The sequence below is a fragment of the Streptomyces natalensis ATCC 27448 genome (genome assembly GCF_000935125.1).
Classification (GTDB): Bacteria; Actinomycetota; Actinomycetes; order Streptomycetales; family Streptomycetaceae; genus Streptomyces; species Streptomyces natalensis.
This window is the reverse complement of sequence record NZ_JRKI01000003.1, coordinates 575210-591244: the sequence shown is the minus strand read 5'-3', so window position 1 is coordinate 591244 and position 16035 is coordinate 575210. Positions and strand designations below refer to the sequence as shown.

The window sequence follows — 16035 nt, the reverse complement described above, 5'->3', positions numbered from 1 at the left end:
GTGGCCCAACGGGCAGGGCCCGTACGGCACTTGGCGTGCCGTACGGGCCCTGGTGAGGTGCGGTGGATCAGCCGTTGCGCTTCCAGCGCGGCTTGTCCTCGCGGCGGCCGACGGCCGGGGTGCCGGAGCCGCGGTGGTCGTCGCGACGGCCGTAGGGGCGGTCGCCGCCGCCGGAGCGGTAGCCGCCACCGGAGGGACGGCCACCGGAGCGGTCGTCGCGGTTGAACGGGCGGTCGCCGCCGGAGCGGTAGCCGGAGGGGCGGCCACCGGAGCGGTCGTCACGGTTGAACGGGCGGTTCGGGCGGTCGCCACCGGAGCGGAAGCCGCCGCCGGAGCGGTCGTCGCGACGGTCGAAGGAACGGCCACCACGGTCACCGCCACGGTCGTCACGGCGGTCGTCACGGCGGTCGAAGGAACGGCCACCACGGTCGTCGCGACGGTCGAAGGAACGGGCGCCGCGGTCGTCACGACGCTCGAAGGAACGGCCACCACGGTCACCGCCACGGTCGTCACGGCGGTCGTCACGGCGGTCGAAGGAACGGCCGCCGCGATCGTCACGACGCTCGAAGGAACGGCCACCACGGTCGTCACGACGCTCGCGGCCAAAGCCGCCCCGGTCGCCACCGCGGTCGTCACGGCGCTCACGGCGCTCGAAGTTGCCCCGGTCGTCGCGGCGTTCGTACGAGCGGCGCGGCGCCTCGTCCGACGTCGCCTGTGCCGGGACGGCGGCCTCCACGACCTCCGTGGCCTCGGCCGCCTCCGCGGCGCTGGCGGCGAGCGCCTCGGCCGGGTCCTCGCCGCGCTCGCGGGCGGCGCGGGCGGTCAGCCGGTCCGCCTCCTCGCGCATCTCGGTGGCACGGCGCTGGAGCCGCTCCAGCTCGCGGGTCAGCTCGGCCACCTCGCGCTCGGCCTGCTTGGCGGAGTTGTTGGCGGACTCGGCCTGGACCTCGGTGAGCGAACGGGCGCCGGTGATCTTGGCGACGTCCTCGTCGAAGGTGCCGGAGCCGACGATGTGGCGTGAGGCGTCCACACCGGCGTCCTCCATCAGCCGGAAGATCTGGCGGCGCTGATGCGGCAGCGAGAGGGAGACGACGGTGCCGGACTGACCGGCACGGGCGGTACGGCCCGAGCGGTGCAGGTAGTCCTTGTGGTCGCCGGCCGGGTCGACGTTCAGGACCAGGTCGATGCCGTCGACGTGGATACCGCGGGCGGCGACGTCGGTGGCGACCAGCGCGTTGACGTAGCCGTCCTTGAAGTCGGCGAGCACGCGGGTGCGCGCGCCCTGGGTCATACCGCCGTGCAGCGCGTCCGCCTTCACACCGGCCTCGACGAGCTGCTCGGCGATGCGGTCGGCGCCCAGCTGGGTGCGGACGAAGATGATGGTGCGGCCCTTACGGGCGGCGATGGCGGCGGTGACCGGCGCCTTGTCCTTCGGCTTCACGACCAGGACGTGGTGGGTCATGGTGGTGACGTTGCCCTGGGCGCTGTCGACCTCGTGGCTGACCGGGTTGCTCAGGTAGCGCTTGACCAGCGTGCCGATCTCGTTCTCCATCGTGGCGGAGAAGAGCATCCGCTGACCGCCGGACGGCACCTGGTCGAGGAGCTCGGTGACCTCGGGCAGGAAGCCCAGGTCGGACATCTGGTCGGCCTCGTCGAGGACGGCGACCTGGACGGCGTCGAGCGAGCACGCGCCGCGGTTGATGATGTCGCGCAGCCGGCCGGGGGTGGCGACGAGGACGTCGACGCCGCGCTCCAGGGCGTAGATCTGGTTACCCATCGACGTACCGCCGCAGACGACCTTCATCTTCAGGCCGAGGACGTCGCCGTAGGGCTGGAGGGCGTCCGCGACCTGCATCGCGAGCTCACGGGTCGGGGTGAGGATGACCGCGCGGGGCTTCTTCTTCTCGGTGTGGCCGCCGGCGAGCTGCGCCAGGGTCGGCAGACCGAAGGAGAGGGTCTTGCCGGAGCCGGTGCGGCCGCGGCCGAGGATGTCCTTGCCGGCCAGGGCGTCCGGGATGGTCGCGGCCTGGATCGGGAAGGGGGTGGTGACGCCGTTCTGCGCGAGCTTGCGGACGACGCCCTCGGGCAGTCCGAGATCGGCGAAGGTCACGGTGGGCTCGGCGGCCTCGTCCGGGGTCGTCTCGACGACCTCGGGGGCCACCTGCTCCGCGTGCTCGTCGGCTGCGGGCAGGACGGACTGCTCAGGGGAAATGGACATGCGAAATGCGAAACCTTCCGGAGTCTCGGCACGCGCCCAAACTCCGTGTGTTTCACACGACCGCCTCTATGCGGTCAGCCACGGCAAGGGAGAGAACGCGCCACGCGGCGCGCTTCTGTTCTGGCGCCGGGCAAATGGGATCAAACGATCTACCACCATACGCACCCTGACCCCCGGAACGCAAATGCCCTCCCGGCCGGCCCGGATCCCCCACCGTACGCGCCTCCCGTACGCCCCCGTGCGCACCCCCTACGCGTCGGGCCACTCACCCGGCTCCACCTGCGGGTACATCGGCTGGGACGCAGGCGCCGGTTCGGACCGGGAGAACGAGGCGGACGGCGACTGCCCCGCGGCCCGGGAGCTCGGCTGCGACGGACTGCTGGGCAGGGGGGTGGGCTCGGCGCTGGGGGTGGCCGGGGCCGGCGAGGGGGACGCGGAGGACGGCTGCGGGGAGCGGGTGGGCGCCGGGTCGGCCGGGCCGTCCCCGGGCGGGCGGGTGTGTCCGTGGGCCTCGCTGGGAAGCGGGCCGGACGGCTGCGCCGGCTGCGGAGGCGCGCTGCTGGAGGGCTCCGCCGAGGCCGCATCCGCCGAGGAGTCGTCCGCGCCCGCCTTGCCGCCCGCCGACCGCCGCCCGTGGCCGCGCACCGAGTGCCGCGGGCCGTCGCCGCGCCCGTCCGCCGTCAGCCCGCCGGGGCGGGGCGGAGCGTCCTTGCCGTCACCGTGCCGGGCGGCGCTGCCGGCCGGCTGCTTCGGCGGCTCCGGGTCGCTGACGCTCATACAGCCGGCCAACGAGGCGGCCAGCGCCGAGACGGCCAGCGCGGCGGCGGCGACCCGGGCCAGCGGACGGCCGGACGGGGACGGCGCGGGGGACGGCGACAGGGACGTCTCACCGGCAGGACGGCCAAAAGCAGTCGAAGGACGGCCGGAAGGGACGGGGCCGGACGGAAGGGGGGACGACGGGAGCGGGGGCGAGGGGAGGGGGGACGAATGACCTGACGCGATGGGGCGCACGGGCTGGGACCTCCGGATCCGGAGCGCAGGGACGGCGGTACGGACGGTCTGCCCAACTCCCGCCGCCCTCCCGAGGACACGCGCACCGGCCGATCCGGTCAGCCGTAGCCCAGCGCGTGCAGCCGCTCGTCGTCGATCCCGAAGTGATGGGCCACCTCGTGAACGACCGTCACTTCCGTCTCGGCGACCACGTCTTCGCGCGAGGCGCACATCCGGAGCGTCGGCCCCCGGTAGATCGTGATCCGGTCCGGCAGCACACCCGCGTACCACTCCCCGCGGTCGGTCAGCGGCGTCCCCTCGTAGAGCCCGAGCAGCCCGGGATCGGCGGCCGGGGGCTCGTCCTCGACGAAGACCGCCACGTTGTCCATCAGCCGGGTCAGCTCCGGCGGGATCCGGTCCAGAGCCTCGGCGACCAGTTCCTCGAACTCCTCGCGCGTCATTTCCAGCACCCCACCATTCTCCCTCGTATCTCCGCCCTCGTACGCCCCGCGGACATACTTCCGGCACGCCGGGCACGGCCCTCAACCGGAGCCGTCCGCTCCCCGATTGACGGCCGCCGCATGACCGCCATATGGCCGCCGCATGTGGGGCATACGGGGCCGCACCCACGGGCATACGGGACCAATGGACCGCGCAGCGCGCTCCCGGACACCGACCGCCGCCGACTGCCGTACGCCCCTGATGGCCGACGTCCTGCACCCGCCGCGCCCCTGGGCGCGTGCCCTCGGGCTGATGGCCGTCACCCTCCTGGGCGCCTGGCTGGGCCTCCTGGTCCTCGGCACCGCCCACACCCCCGTCGGCCCGATGGACACCAGCATGACGCTGCGCCCCTCGCTGACCGGCGGCACCCGGATCGCCGTCGCACCGCTGGGCGACCTGGAACTCAGCAGCCACTACGCGCCCCTGCGGCTCGACGTCGACGTCGACCGGCTGGACCCGGTGCGCTCCCAGGCGCTGATCGCCCACCCCGAGCGGTTCTCCGGACTCCAGGCCCAGGTCACCCGCGATGTCACCCGCGGCGCCGCCGGTCTGGCCCTGCGCTCCTGCGCCGCGGTGACCTGCGGCGCCGCCGCGCTGAGCCTGGCCGTCCACCGCCGCCCGCGCCGCGCCCTGGCCGCCGCCGGCCTCGCCCTCGCGCTGCTCGCCGCCTCGGCGGGGACCGCCTACGCCACCTGGAACCCCAAATCCGTCCTGGAGCCGAAATTCTCCGGGCTGCTCTCCTCGGCCCCCTCCGTCGTCGGCAACGCCCGCAGCATCGTCAGCGACTTCCACGTCTACCAGGAGGAGTTGGCGCGCCTGGTCACCAATGTCACCAAGCTCTACGACGCCGCCTCGACGCTGCCCGTCTACCAGCCCGACCCCAGCACCATCCGGGTCCTGCACGTCTCCGACATCCATCTCAACCCGGCCGCCTGGCGGATCATCGCCTCCCTGGTCACCCAGTACCGCATCGACGTCATCGTCGACACCGGCGACACCATGGACCACGGCTCGGCCGCCGAGAACCACTTCCTCGACCCGGTCTCCACCCTGGGCGCGCCCTACGTCTGGGTCCGCGGCAACCACGACTCGCACACCACGCAGACCTACCTGACCCACCGCCGCCATGTCACCGTCCTCGACGACGGCCAGGTCACCCGGGTGGCCGGACTGCGGATCGCGGGCGTCGGGGATCCGCAGTTCACCCCGGACCGGACGGTGGTGGCGGCCGGTGACCCGGCGGAGCGCACGGCCGGCGGGCGGCTGGCCGATGCGCTGCGCACCGCACGGCTGGCCGGAAAGCCGGTCGATATCGCGCTGGCGCACAACCCCGTCGCCGTCTCCGAGGCCGACGGCCTGGCGCCGCTGGCGCTGGCCGGACATCTCCACCACCGGGTCATCAGCACGCTCCCCCGAGGCACCCGGCTGATGGTCGAGGGCTCGACGGGCGGCGGCGGGCTGCGCGCCATGCAGAACACGATGCCCGCACCGGTGCAGGCATCGGTGCTCTATCTGGACCGCAGGACCAGACAGCTCCAGGCCTGGGACGAGATCGACCTCGGCGGTCTGGGCCTGTCCCGCGCCGAGGTCAGCCGCCACCTCCCCCGCGACAACCGGCCGGGCGCCCCACCCACGCCGCGCCCGGCCGGTGCCCCTTCCTCCGCCCCAGGTCACCACCCCAGGTAAACCGTTTTGGCGAACGGTCCTCCCATCCCATATGCTTCTCACGTCCCCGACGGCGCCGGTAACGACGCCAAGGTGGCCACCAGCCCTCATCGTCTAGTGGCCCAGGACGCCGCCCTTTCAAGGCGGTAGCACGGGTTCGAATCCCGTTGGGGGCACGCATCACCGTGTGTGAGAATGGTTCAGGCCGCTTTCGCACAATGCAAGGTCCTGTGGAGCAGTTTGGAGTGCTCGCCACCCTGTCAAGGTGGAGGCCGCGGGTTCAAATCCCGTCAGGACCGCTGCGGCTGGGTAGCTCAGTTGGTACGAGCGATCGCCTGAAAAGCGATAGGTCGCCGGTTCGACCCCGGCCCCAGCCACACCCTTTGAACGAAGGCCCCGGTTCCTGGAACCGGGGCCTTCGTCGTCTGCGCGGCATCGTCCCCACGGTCGGGTCCGTTCGGCGACGGCCTCGCCGGTGCCCGCGCCGCCCGGTTCCCAGAAGATCAGCCGGGCGCCGCCGCCGATCGCCGCCACGCCCACCAGGCGCAGCGCGCCGCGCAGCAGTGCCATCGTGTCCGCCCAGCCGTGCGGCGTGCCGAAGGTGAGCCAGCATTCGAGGGCGAGGGCGGCGGCCGTCACGCCGATCCCGGCCGTTCGCCGTCATCCGTTGGTCATGCGCATATTGTCCGCACCCGTACGCGCGAGAGCCACGGCATTTCCACCGGCCGCGGCGATCAGGGCCCCGGTGCCGGCACCGTCTCCCGTCCACCCGGATGGCGGTGTCGCCACACCCAGAAGACGGTGCAGGAGAGCACCGCCCAGCCGGCCAGCACCAGATAGGGGAAGAGGTGCTGGCGGCCGCCGAAGTAGACGGCGGCGTGCTGGGCGTTGACGGAGGCTCCGGGCGGCAGCCAGCGGCCGATGTGACCGAGGGCGGAGGGCAGCAGCGGCCAGGAGACCGCGCCGCCGGAGGACGGATTGCCCAGGAGGACCATCAGGCCCCAGGTGGGGAGCATCGCCCAGCGGCCCATCAGGGTGTTGAACATCGAGAAGACCATGCCGGACGTGAACATCGTCAGCGCCAGGATCAGCCAGGACTGGACGAACGGCAGCCGCAGCGCGCCCAGCCACCAGTCGACGACCGCGGCGATGGCGAAGCCACCGAGCAGGGCGTAGCCGGCGGTGAAGGCGATGCGTTCGGCCGGATCGAGGGCGCGGGCGTGCACGCTGAGCTGGATCGCGCCGACGAAACCGACGATCACCGCGGCGAGCGAGATGTAGAAAAGGGCCAGGCCACGAGGATCGCCCTTCTGGAGGGGCCGTACGTCCCGGATGCGGACGTCCACATGGGCCGCCGCGGCGACCTTGGCCCCGGTCTCGGCCAGCAGCTGGGCCACCGACGCGCCCGACGCACCGGCCACATCCAGTTCGACGCCCCGCCCCCGGGGCCGCACGATGGCGAATTCCCGCTGGTCCTCGACGGCCTGCGCGGCCGCGGCCGGGGTGCCGTACCCGGTCAGCCGGAGGGTGCCGTGCAGGGCCTTCTCCATACCCGCGACGAAGGCGCGCTCCGTGACGCCGGCCCGGAGGCCGACCACGGCCGTGGGGATGTGCCGCGGCGTCGGATTGGCCATGACGTAGGTGTACGAGCCGGCGAACAGCCCGGCGGCCGCGGCGACGATGAGGGTCAGGACCACGGCGGGGAGGAACGGCGACGCCTTGGCCGCCGCCCACCGCTCCTGCCCGGTGGGCGGCCGTCCCCGGGCGCCGTGCGCGGCCCGGCCGCCGTCCTCGTCGGACTGCTCCGCCATGGGCACCACGCTAGGACAGCAGACCGCCACAGACCCGTACAGATCACCCGACCGCGTGCGGTGTTTCGGCGGCCGTCCGCAAATGGTTCGCCACACGATTCGGCGAGGTGAGATCCTGGGGGACGTATGTCCAGTCAGCCTGCCTCCGCCCTGCCCGACGGCGCCGCTCCCACCCTGCCCTCCTTGATGGAGCGGCTTCCCGAGCTGATGCTGCGCGACCAGCAGCGGCTGGGGCGCCGGCTCGACGGCGCGCGCCGGATCCGTAAGCCCGAGGCCCACGCGGCCGTCCTGGCCGAGATCGCGGCCGGAATCGACGAGGCCGAGCTGCGCATGGCCGAGCGGCGCGCCGCGGTCCCGGAGATCACGTATCCGGAAGAACTGCCGGTCAGCCAGAAGAAGGACGAGATCCTCGAGGCGATACGCGACCATCAGGTCGTGATCGTCGCCGGCGAGACGGGCTCCGGCAAGACGACGCAGATCCCCAAGATCTGTATGGAGCTGGGCCGCGGCGTACGGGGTCTGATCGGGCACACCCAGCCGCGCCGGATCGCGGCCCGTACGGTCGCCGAGCGGGTGGCCCAGGAGCTGCGGACCCCGCTGGGCGAGGCGGTCGGCTGGAAGGTCCGCTTCACCGACCAGGTCGGCGGCGACACCCTGGTCAAGCTGATGACGGACGGCATTCTGCTCGCCGAGATCCAGACGGACCGCGAGCTGCGCCAGTACGACACGATCATCATCGACGAGGCCCACGAGCGCAGCCTCAACATCGACTTCATCCTCGGCTATCTGGCGCAGCTGCTGCCCAGGCGGCCGGACCTCAAGGTCGTCATCACCTCCGCGACCATCGACCCGGAGCGGTTCTCCCGGCATTTCGGCGAGGCGCCGATCGTCGAGGTCTCGGGCCGTACGTATCCGGTGGAGGTGCGCTACCGCCCGCTGCTGGAAGAAGGCGGCAGCGACCCCGACCGCGACCAGATCACCGCGATCTGCGATGCGGTGGACGAACTCCAGGCCGAGGGGCCGGGCGACGTCCTGGTCTTCCTCTCCGGTGAGCGGGAGATCCGCGACACGGCGGATGCGCTGATAAAGAAGAACCTCCCGCAAACGGAGGTGCTGCCGCTCTACGCCCGGCTGTCGCACGCCGAGCAGCACCGCGTCTTCCAGCGGCACAGCGGCCGGCGGATCGTGCTGGCCACGAACGTCGCCGAGACCTCGCTGACCGTCCCGGGCATCAAGTACGTCGTCGACCCGGGCATGGCCCGTATCTCCCGGTACAGCTTCCGCACCAAGGTCCAGCGGCTGCCCATCGAGCCGGTCTCCCAGGCCAGCGCCAATCAGCGCAAGGGCCGCTGCGGCCGGACCAGCGACGGCATCTGCATCCGGCTGTATTCCGAGGACGATTTCCTCACCCGGCCGGAATTCACCGATGCGGAGATTCTCCGGACGAATCTGGCGTCCGTCATTTTGCAGATGACCGCGGCCGGCCTGGGCGATATCGAGAAATTCCCGTTCATCGATCCGCCGGACCGCCGCAACATCAAGGACGGCGTCGACCTGCTGAGCGAGCTGGGCGCGCTCGATACGCAGCAGAAGGACCCCAAGAAGAGGCTCACCCCCATCGGGCGCAAGCTGTCCCAGCTGCCGGTGGACCCGCGGCTGGCGCGGATGGTGCTGGAGGCGGACCGCAACGGCTGCGTGCGCGAGGTCATGGTCATCGCGGCGGCGCTGTCCATCCAGGACCCCCGCGAGCGGCCCTCGGACAAACAGCAGCAGGCCGATCAGCAGCACGCCCGTTTCAAGGACGAGACCAGCGATTTTCTGGCGTTCCTCAACCTGTGGCGGTATGTCCGCGAACAGCAGAAGACGCTCTCCTCCTCCGCTTTCCGCCGCATGTGCCGCTCGGAGTTCCTCAACTACCTCCGGATACGCGAGTGGCAGGACATCTACTCGCAGCTGCGGACGGTCGCCAAGTCCATGGGCATTCACCTCAGCGAGGAGGAGGCCGCCCCGGACCGTGTTCACAGCGCGCTGCTTTCCGGTTTGCTGTCGCATATCGGGCTGAAGGACACGGACGCCAAGAACGAGTATCTGGGCGCCCGCAGCGCCAAGTTCGCGGTCTTCCCCGGTTCTGCGCTCTTCAAGAAGCCGCCGCGCTGGGTGATGTCCGCGGAGCTGGTGGAAACCTCCCGGCTGTGGGCGCGGGTGAACGCGAAGATCGAGCCCGAATGGGTCGAGCCGCTCGCCCAGCACCTGGTCAAGCGCACGTACAGCGAGCCGCACTGGGAACAGAAGATGGCCGCGGTGATGGCGTACGAGCGGGTCACGCTCTACGGCGTCCCGCTCGTCGCCCAGCGGAAGGTCAATTACGGGAAGATCGACCCGGAGACCTCGCGCGATCTGTTCATCCGCAATGCCCTGGTGGAGGGCGACTGGCGCACCCACCACCAGTTCTTCCATGACAACCGCAAACTGCTCGGCGAGGTCGAGGAGTTGGAGCACCGCGCCCGGCGCCGCGACATCCTCGTGGACGACGAGACGCTCTTCGACTTCTACGACCGGCGCATTCCCGACGATGTGGTCTCCGGTGCGCACTTCGACTCCTGGTGGAAGAAGAAGCGGCACGACGAGCCGGAGCTGCTGAACTTCGAGCACTCGATGCTCATCAACGAATCCGCCGAGGCCGTCACCAAGGACGACTATCCGGATTCCTGGCGCCAGGGAAAGCTGAAGTTCAAGGTCACCTATCAGTTCGAACCGGGCGCGGACGCGGACGGTGTGACCGTCCACATCCCCCTCCAAGTCCTCAACCAGGTCTCCTCGGAGGGCTTCGACTGGCAGATCCCGGGCCTGCGCGAGCAATTGGTGACGGAGCTGATCCGTTCGCTGCCCAAGCCGATCCGCCGCAATTACGTACCGGCCCCGAATTTCGCGACCCGGTTCCTGGACTCCACGGTGCCGTTGCAGGGTTCGCTGACCTCCTCCCTGGCCGCCGGGCTCCAGCGGATGGTGGGGGTGCCCGTCGAGGCCGCGGACTTCGACACCGCCAAGGTCCCCGACCACTTGAAGATCACCTTCCGGGTGGTCGACGAACGGCGCCGCAAGCTGGCCGAGGCCAAGGACCTCGAGGCGCTGCGGCTCCAGCTCAAACCCAAGACCCGCGCGGCCATCTCCAAGGCCTTCGAGCAGGCCGCCGAGCGCCCCGCCAAGGACCGCAGGGGCACCAAGGACGACGGGGCGGCGGCGCTGGCCGGGCTGGAGCAGCGCACGGGCCTGACGTCCTGGAGCATCGGCGCGCTGCCGCGCACCTTCGAGACCCGGCGCGCGGGCCAGCCCCTGAAGGCGTACCCGGCGCTGGTCGACGAGGGCGCCTCGGTCGCCGTACGGCTCTTCGACACCGAGGACGAGCAGCTCCAGGCGATGTGGGCCGGCACCCGCCGCCTCATCCTGCTCAACATCCCCTCCAACCCCGCCAAGTTCGCGCAGGGCAAGCTGAGCAACCAGCAGAAGCTGGCGCTGTCGCGCAACCCGCACGGCTCGATCGCGGCGCTCTTCGAGGACTGTGTGACGGCCGCCGCGGACCGGCTGATCGCGGCGCACGGCGGCCCGGCATGGGACGAGGAGTCCTTCCGCAAGCTCTTCGACGCGGTGCGGGCCGATCTGGTGGACGCCACCCTGAAGACCGTCCAGCAGGTCCAGGAGGTCCTGGCCGCCTGGCAGGCGTGCGAGCGGCGGCTCAAGGACACCACCTTCCCCTCGCTGCTGCCGTCGCTGACGGACGTCAAGGAACAGCTGGCGGCGCTGATCAAGCCGGGCTTCGTGACCGCGCACGGCGCCAAGCGGCTGCCGGACCTGATGCGCTATCTGGTGGCCGTCGACCGCCGCCTGCAACAACTGCCCACCAACGCCGAGCGGGACCGCACCCGGATGGCCAAGGTGAAGGAGATGCAGGACGAATACGCCTGGCTGCTGGAGCAGTTCCCCCAGGGGCGCCCGGTGCCGGCCGCGGCCCGGGAGATCCGCTGGATGATCGAGGAGCTACGGGTGAGCTACTTCGCACACGCCCTGGGGACCGCGTATCCGGTCTCGGACAAGCGCATCGTGAAGGCCGTGGACGCCGCGGTGCCCCGCTGAGGGGCGGCCACCGGTATCGAGTTCGACCGCACCCCCTGACCTGCTGTACAGTCTTGCTTCGCAGCCCGCCGCAAGCGGAAAGCGAAACGCAAGGTCCTGTGGAGCAGTTTGGAGTGCTCGCCACCCTGTCAAGGTGGAGGCCGCGGGTTCAAATCCCGTCAGGACCGCTTTTTTACGGCCCGCGCCCTTCGGTGCGGGCCGTTTTGCTGTGCGCCCGAGCCGCGCCCGATCCCCGAGGCTGCGGGCTTCGCGGTGTGCGCGCCCGCTCCGTACGGCGTCCCCGCGCCCTCCGGCCGTCTTGACGGCGGCACGGGCCCCCGGTACTCACAGAGGAAGCGTGGGGGCCGGGGAGGTGCGTGCGAATGACGACCGGGGCGAGGCACGAGACCAGGGCGCTGTTGCGTGCCCATCTGTCGGCCGCCACGAGGTATCGCCACCTGACGCGGCACTGCCCCGTCTGCCATCGGCTGCTGCGGCTCGCCATGGAGCCCCGCAATGCCCGCCCGGGGGCCGCCGCGCCCGCCGGGCCCGCCGCCTCGTCACCGGCCGTCCGCGGGCGACCTGCGGCGGAGGATCACCGTCCGCCCGCCGGGGACCTGTGACGGGTGCCCCCACCGGCAGTGCGAGGGAAGGGCGTTGAGGCGGTGAACGGAAAGTTCACTACCGCAGTCGCCATGTCTGCTTCAAGGACCACGCCGTGTGACGGGTGTCACCGAACAAGTTTCACGCGATGGGGAACTTACACCCGCCCTACACCACGTCAATTTAATATGTGCAATTGCACCACCCCTTGAAGCCCCGGGACCGAAAGCGCCAGGCCCGCGCTGAAAGGGCCCTTCAGGGCCCCTGACGGCCCCCTGACCGCCACCTCGGGCGACGTCGGCGCCGGGGCGGCCCGGCCCTCCTGAGCGGCCCGCGAGCGGCCGTACACAAAAAGATCGCGCTGGACCCGGCGGAGTCCAGCGCGATCGGTGACGTACCCAGATGGTGCGGGTGTGGGGCCTGTTGGGGCAGGCACCGCGTCGTATGGAGCTGTGGTGCTCGGTGAAGCAGGTCGAGCAAAGTGGTGCGAAGTCGGCATTTTTCGGGTTGGGGGCCCCGAAAAAAGCCTGGTTATGCGGTTATTCAGGCCTCGCTGCGCTGCTGCGGAATACCCGCGAGCAGTGCGCGGACCTCAGCCTCGCGGTAACGCCGATGCCCTCCGAGCGTGCGGATGGACGTGAGCTTGCCTGCCTTGGCCCAGCGGGTCACCGTCTTCGGGTCCACGCGGAACATCGTGGCAACCTCGGCGGGGGTCAGCAGCGGCTCGGCGTCAGGGGTGCGAGCGGTCATGAGCGGCCTCCTCGGGAGAACCGAACCATCACGGTTCTTTCCTCTAAATTCTGCACCTTGACCCGCGTTGCCCGAAATGGCGGACGCGGGCCGAGTCGGTTATAGGACGAACGGCTTGTCCTCGGCACTACAACTACACCATCTGTCCAGCCACGTCGGCCAAACCGATGGAATTGCCCTCTCAGGTGTTCAACCTCGACGGAAGCCGATGGACCATGCCATAACGGACAGTCACTTGACCGTGACGATCAGTCACAACGTGATCAGGCGTCACGAGTCCCCTCAAGGAGCGCAATACCGATCTATCCGCCCTTAGTTGGACGGAAGGAGCCCCAGTAAGGCTCCTTGTCCTATTTTGGCACGAGGGTACGTCTTGTAGGCAAGGCCCGAAGTCAGTGCTTTAGGTCACTGTTGCGCCAATCGCCCGGATGGGGACCTACGTCCCGCGCCTGCGGCTCTCAGCTGGAGAACTGGCGCTCGCGCACCGCACGCCACCGATCCGAGAGCTTCTCGTAGGCGGCGCCGGCCCGCTCGCCGTCCCCGTCGCGCAGCGCCGCCAGCCCCTCCGCCACTTCCGCGGCGGAATGATCATCGGCGAGCTGCCCTTCGGGCACGGCGTGCACCAGGCCTCCGTAATCCAGCTCCACGAGGGAACGCGGGTGGAATTCTTCAAGCCAGCGCCCCACATCTACCAGGCCATCGACGAGGGGGCCCTCTTCCAGCGAATTCCGCAGCGTACGAAGTCCTCGCGCCACCCGCCGCCTGGCCTGAACCATCGGCGTGCGGTAACGCAGCACAGGTCCCTCGTCACCCTTGGTGAAGTCCCGCTCGGCGTCCTCGAAGAGCACGAACCAGCGCACCGGAACGTGCCAGACGGCGGCCCTGATCCAGGGCCGCGCGTCCGGGTTGTGCTCGCGCCAGCGCTCGTAGTCGGTGGCCGCCTGCCGCCGCACCACCGGAGGCAGCGCCGCATCCAGCACCGACGCCGGCAGCAGCTCCTCCAGCCCCGCCAGCGCCTGCCAGCCGCGCAGCCGGGTGCGCCACGGGCAGATGCAGACCACCTCGTCCACGACGGCGACAAAGGCGTCGGCGCTCTCATGGACGGGGACCGGCACCGGCGGCACCGGCAGCAGATCGGCCAGCGCCCGGCGCTGCTCGTCCTGTGCGCTGGGGGTCTCCCCGCGCCGGGCGTAGCGCGCCCAGTGGGAGCGCTCCGGCTCGGGGAACGCTGCCAGCGGCTCGTAGACCCGTAGATATGCCGTATACGGGACCCTCACCGACGACGCCACGGCCACGCCCGCTCCTTCACAGGGAAGTCCGTCCAGATCCGTTCACAGTACGTTCACAGCGCGGCCGGCACCGCGCGCGCCGACCGCCTGCGATGCGGCCAAAGGGAGGCCCGCTCGGGGGAGTTGTCCGCTCCCTGCCCGGCCCCGGATACGGCAAATCGTCCCACGCCCGTCCCCCGCTAGGGGGTGATCCCCGTTACCGGGCCGATCAACGCGCTCTCCAGGTCTTACGCTCGTGTCAACCGGCCCTCCCCACCCGCAGGGGGGCGTCCTTCGCGACTTATGGGAGTCACCACAGTGACCGACGTACGTCCCTCCGCCGTCAGCGTCGACGGCGGCGTTCTGCAGAGCCTGTTCCGGTCGGAACAGGGCGGCCATGAGCAGGTCGTGCTCTGCCAGGACCGCGACAGCGGCCTCAAGGCCGTGATCGCCATCCACAGCACCGCCCTGGGCCCCGCCCTCGGCGGCACCCGCTTCCATGCGTACGCCTCCGAGGAGGAGGCCGTACAGGACGCGCTGAACCTCTCGCGCGGCATGTCGTACAAGAACGCCCTGGCCGGGCTCGACCACGGCGGCGGCAAGGCCGTGATCATCGGCGATCCCGAGGTCATCAAGACCGAGGAGCTGCTGCTCGCCTACGGCCGGTTCGTGGCCTCCCTGGGGGGCCGCTACGTCACCGCCTGCGACGTCGGCACATACGTCGCCGATATGGACGTCGTCGCCCGTACGAACAAGTGGACCACCGGCCGCTCCCCCGAGAACGGCGGCGCCGGCGACTCCTCCGTCCTGACCGCCTACGGCGTCTTCCAGGGCATGCGCGCCAGTGCCCAGCACCAGTGGGGCGACCCGACGCTGCGCGGCCGCAAGGTCGGCATCGCGGGTGTCGGCAAGGTGGGCCACCACCTGGTCGAGCATCTCCTCCAGGACGGCGCCCAGGTCGTGATCACGGACGTACGGACCGAGGCGGTGGACCGGATCCTCGCCCGGCACCCCCGGGTGACCGCCGTCGCCGACACCGAGGCGCTGATCCGCACCGAGGGCCTGGACGTGTACGCGCCCTGCGCCCTGGGCGGCGCGCTGAGCGACGACTCGGTGCCCGCGCTGACCGCCAAGGTGGTGTGCGGCGCGGCCAACAACCAGCTCGCGCACCCCGGCGTCGAGAAGGACCTCTCCGACCGCGGCATCCTCTACGCGCCCGACTACGTCGTGAACGCCGGCGGTGTCATCCAGGTGGCCGATGAGCTGCACGGATTTGATTTCGACCGGTGCAAGGCCAAGGCCGCGAAGATCTTCGACACCACGCTGGCGATATTCGCTCGGGCGAAGGCCGACGGCATTCCGCCGGCGGCCGCCGCCGACCGGCTCGCCGAGGCGCGGATGGCCGAGGCCAAGGAGGGCAAGCGGGCCTGACCGGCCCGGGAGCGCCTCCGGCCAGGCGAAAGCGAACAACGATCTCCTGGCCGAAAACATGCCCTTGTGCGGCCCGCCGTGGGTGGTTGGGGAGACATCCCTCACCACCCGTCGGCGGGTCGCCGTACAGGACAGGTTAAAATCACGTTTGACCAGCGGGATCAGGGCGACCGCAGGTCATGCCGAGCGGTGGGTGATGCGGGCGACGTACCGTATGGCCGCGGAAGCAGGTACCGTTAAAGCTCTACGGGCCGGTCTCTCCGTCGAGAGTCCGCTCTGAATCATGAACGCGTGTCAAGACTCTGGGGCCACTGAGCCCCGTCATTGAGGGGGTCGACCCATGGGGCGCGGCCGGGCCAAGGCCAAGCAGACAAAGGTCGCCCGCCAGCTGAAGTACAGCAGCGGTGGGACGGATCTCTCACGACTGGCCGACGAGCTGGGTGCATCACAGCAGCCGAGCCAGCAGCCGCCGAACGGAGAGCCGTTCGAGGATGACGAGGACGACGACCCGTACGCCCAGTACGCGGATCGGTACAACGCTGATGACGAGGACGACGGCGACTCCTCCGACCAGCGTCGTCGCGCCTGACGTTCTGCACGCTTCAGCGCGTACGCGGCACCGAGAACAGCATCACGGACCCGGTCCTGGGCATTGCCCATGGCCGGGTTCTTGTGCTGCGTAGAAGGC

At 70.6% G+C, this 16035-nt stretch carries 11 protein-coding genes and 4 tRNA genes; 9 read left to right on the top strand and 6 right to left on the bottom strand.

The features are described 5' to 3' along the window. Positions 1-67: 67 nt before the first annotated feature. The 3 genes from SNA_RS03615 to SNA_RS03605 all read right to left on the bottom strand — a co-directional run bounded on the left by SNA_RS03615 (position 68) and on the right by SNA_RS03605 (position 3678). On the bottom strand, positions 68-2218 hold the full coding sequence (locus SNA_RS03615) for a DEAD/DEAH box helicase (protein WP_044363031.1): 2151 nt from the start codon (positions 2216-2218) through the stop codon (positions 68-70). A gap of 249 nt (positions 2219-2467) precedes the next feature. Further along, positions 2468-2995, bottom strand: coding sequence for a hypothetical protein (locus SNA_RS03610; RefSeq protein WP_063894065.1), 528 nt, complete (start codon positions 2993-2995; stop codon positions 2468-2470). A 332-nt stretch (positions 2996-3327) separates the two neighbouring features. Continuing rightward, complete coding sequence (locus SNA_RS03605) at positions 3328-3678, bottom strand: metallopeptidase family protein (protein ID WP_030072034.1); 351 nt, start codon at positions 3676-3678, stop codon at positions 3328-3330. Between the two features lie 175 nt (positions 3679-3853). Here SNA_RS03605 and SNA_RS03600 point away from each other — a divergent pair, with 175 nt between their 5' ends. The 4 genes from SNA_RS03600 to SNA_RS03585 all read left to right on the top strand — a co-directional run bounded on the left by SNA_RS03600 (position 3854) and on the right by SNA_RS03585 (position 5751). Then, the gene (locus SNA_RS03600) at positions 3854-5395 is read left to right on the top strand and encodes a metallophosphoesterase family protein (RefSeq protein WP_044363027.1); all 1542 of its coding nucleotides are present in this window, start codon (positions 3854-3856) and stop codon (positions 5393-5395) included. Positions 5396-5477: 82 nt separating this feature from the next. Beyond that, positions 5478-5550, top strand: a tRNA-Glu gene (locus SNA_RS03595). Positions 5551-5598: 48 nt separating this feature from the next. Beyond that, positions 5599-5673 (top strand) — tRNA-Asp (locus tag SNA_RS03590). A 4-nt stretch (positions 5674-5677) separates the two neighbouring features. Then, positions 5678-5751, top strand: a tRNA-Phe gene (locus SNA_RS03585). 357 nt (positions 5752-6108) lie between these two features. On the opposite strand, the gene SNA_RS03580 is transcribed toward SNA_RS03585, so the two are convergent. Then, positions 6109-7185 carry an ABC-2 transporter permease gene (locus SNA_RS03580; protein WP_044363025.1) on the bottom strand — a complete coding sequence of 359 codons (1077 nt, stop codon included), beginning with the start codon at positions 7183-7185 and terminating at the stop codon, positions 6109-6111. Positions 7186-7311: 126 nt separating this feature from the next. On the opposite strand from SNA_RS03580, the gene hrpA reads away from it, so the two are divergent. The 3 genes from hrpA to SNA_RS43610 all read left to right on the top strand — a co-directional run bounded on the left by hrpA (position 7312) and on the right by SNA_RS43610 (position 11918). Next, complete coding sequence (gene hrpA, locus SNA_RS03575) at positions 7312-11316, top strand: ATP-dependent RNA helicase HrpA (RefSeq protein ID WP_030072040.1); 4005 nt, start codon at positions 7312-7314, stop codon at positions 11314-11316. Between the two features lie 92 nt (positions 11317-11408). Further along, positions 11409-11483: transfer RNA gene (locus tag SNA_RS03570), tRNA-Asp, on the top strand. 195 nt (positions 11484-11678) lie between these two features. After that, on the top strand, positions 11679-11918 hold the full coding sequence (locus SNA_RS43610) for a DUF6274 family protein (RefSeq protein WP_078969641.1): 240 nt from the start codon (positions 11679-11681) through the stop codon (positions 11916-11918). A gap of 523 nt (positions 11919-12441) precedes the next feature. On the opposite strand, the gene bldC is transcribed toward SNA_RS43610, so the two are convergent. Both bldC and SNA_RS03560 read right to left on the bottom strand, forming a co-directional pair. Further along, entirely contained in the window at positions 12442-12648 is a 207-nt protein-coding gene (gene bldC, locus SNA_RS03565) for a developmental transcriptional regulator BldC (protein WP_003949541.1), read from the bottom strand. A 458-nt stretch (positions 12649-13106) separates the two neighbouring features. Further along, positions 13107-13943: a DUF8083 family protein gene (locus SNA_RS03560; protein WP_030072043.1), complete on the bottom strand. Its 837-nt coding sequence runs from the start codon at positions 13941-13943 to the stop codon at positions 13107-13109. Between the two features lie 276 nt (positions 13944-14219). Here SNA_RS03560 and SNA_RS03555 point away from each other — a divergent pair, with 276 nt between their 5' ends. After that, positions 14220-15347 (top strand): Leu/Phe/Val dehydrogenase, encoded by a 1128-nt coding sequence (locus tag SNA_RS03555; RefSeq protein ID WP_104531890.1) that lies wholly within the window; start codon positions 14220-14222, stop codon positions 15345-15347. Positions 15348-15687: 340 nt separating this feature from the next. Next, a complete protein-coding gene (locus tag SNA_RS03550) occupies positions 15688-15936 on the top strand; it encodes a DUF3073 domain-containing protein (RefSeq protein ID WP_030072047.1) in 249 nt (82 codons plus the stop codon). The last annotated feature ends 99 nt before the right edge of the window (positions 15937-16035 follow it).

What these genes read in the sequence shown, in the direction of transcription:
- SNA_RS03615 (WP_044363031.1), bottom strand. Translation starts at nt 2,218, where the DNA reads ATGTCCATTTCCCCTGAGCAGTCCGTCCTGCCCGCAGCCGACGAGCAC.
- SNA_RS03610 (WP_063894065.1), bottom strand. Translation starts at nt 2,995, where the DNA reads ATGAGCGTCAGCGACCCGGAGCCGCCGAAGCAGCCGGCCGGCAGCGCC.
- SNA_RS03600 (WP_044363027.1), top strand. Translation starts at nt 3,854, where the DNA reads ATGGACCGCGCAGCGCGCTCCCGGACACCGACCGCCGCCGACTGCCGT.
- SNA_RS03580 (WP_044363025.1), bottom strand. Translation starts at nt 7,185, where the DNA reads ATGGCGGAGCAGTCCGACGAGGACGGCGGCCGGGCCGCGCACGGCGCC.
- hrpA (WP_030072040.1), top strand. Translation starts at nt 7,312, where the DNA reads ATGTCCAGTCAGCCTGCCTCCGCCCTGCCCGACGGCGCCGCTCCCACC.
- SNA_RS43610 (WP_078969641.1), top strand. Translation starts at nt 11,679, where the DNA reads ATGACGACCGGGGCGAGGCACGAGACCAGGGCGCTGTTGCGTGCCCAT.
- bldC (WP_003949541.1), bottom strand. Translation starts at nt 12,648, where the DNA reads ATGACCGCTCGCACCCCTGACGCCGAGCCGCTGCTGACCCCCGCCGAG.
- SNA_RS03555 (WP_104531890.1), top strand. Translation starts at nt 14,220, where the DNA reads ATGGGAGTCACCACAGTGACCGACGTACGTCCCTCCGCCGTCAGCGTC.
- SNA_RS03550 (WP_030072047.1), top strand. Translation starts at nt 15,688, where the DNA reads ATGGGGCGCGGCCGGGCCAAGGCCAAGCAGACAAAGGTCGCCCGCCAG.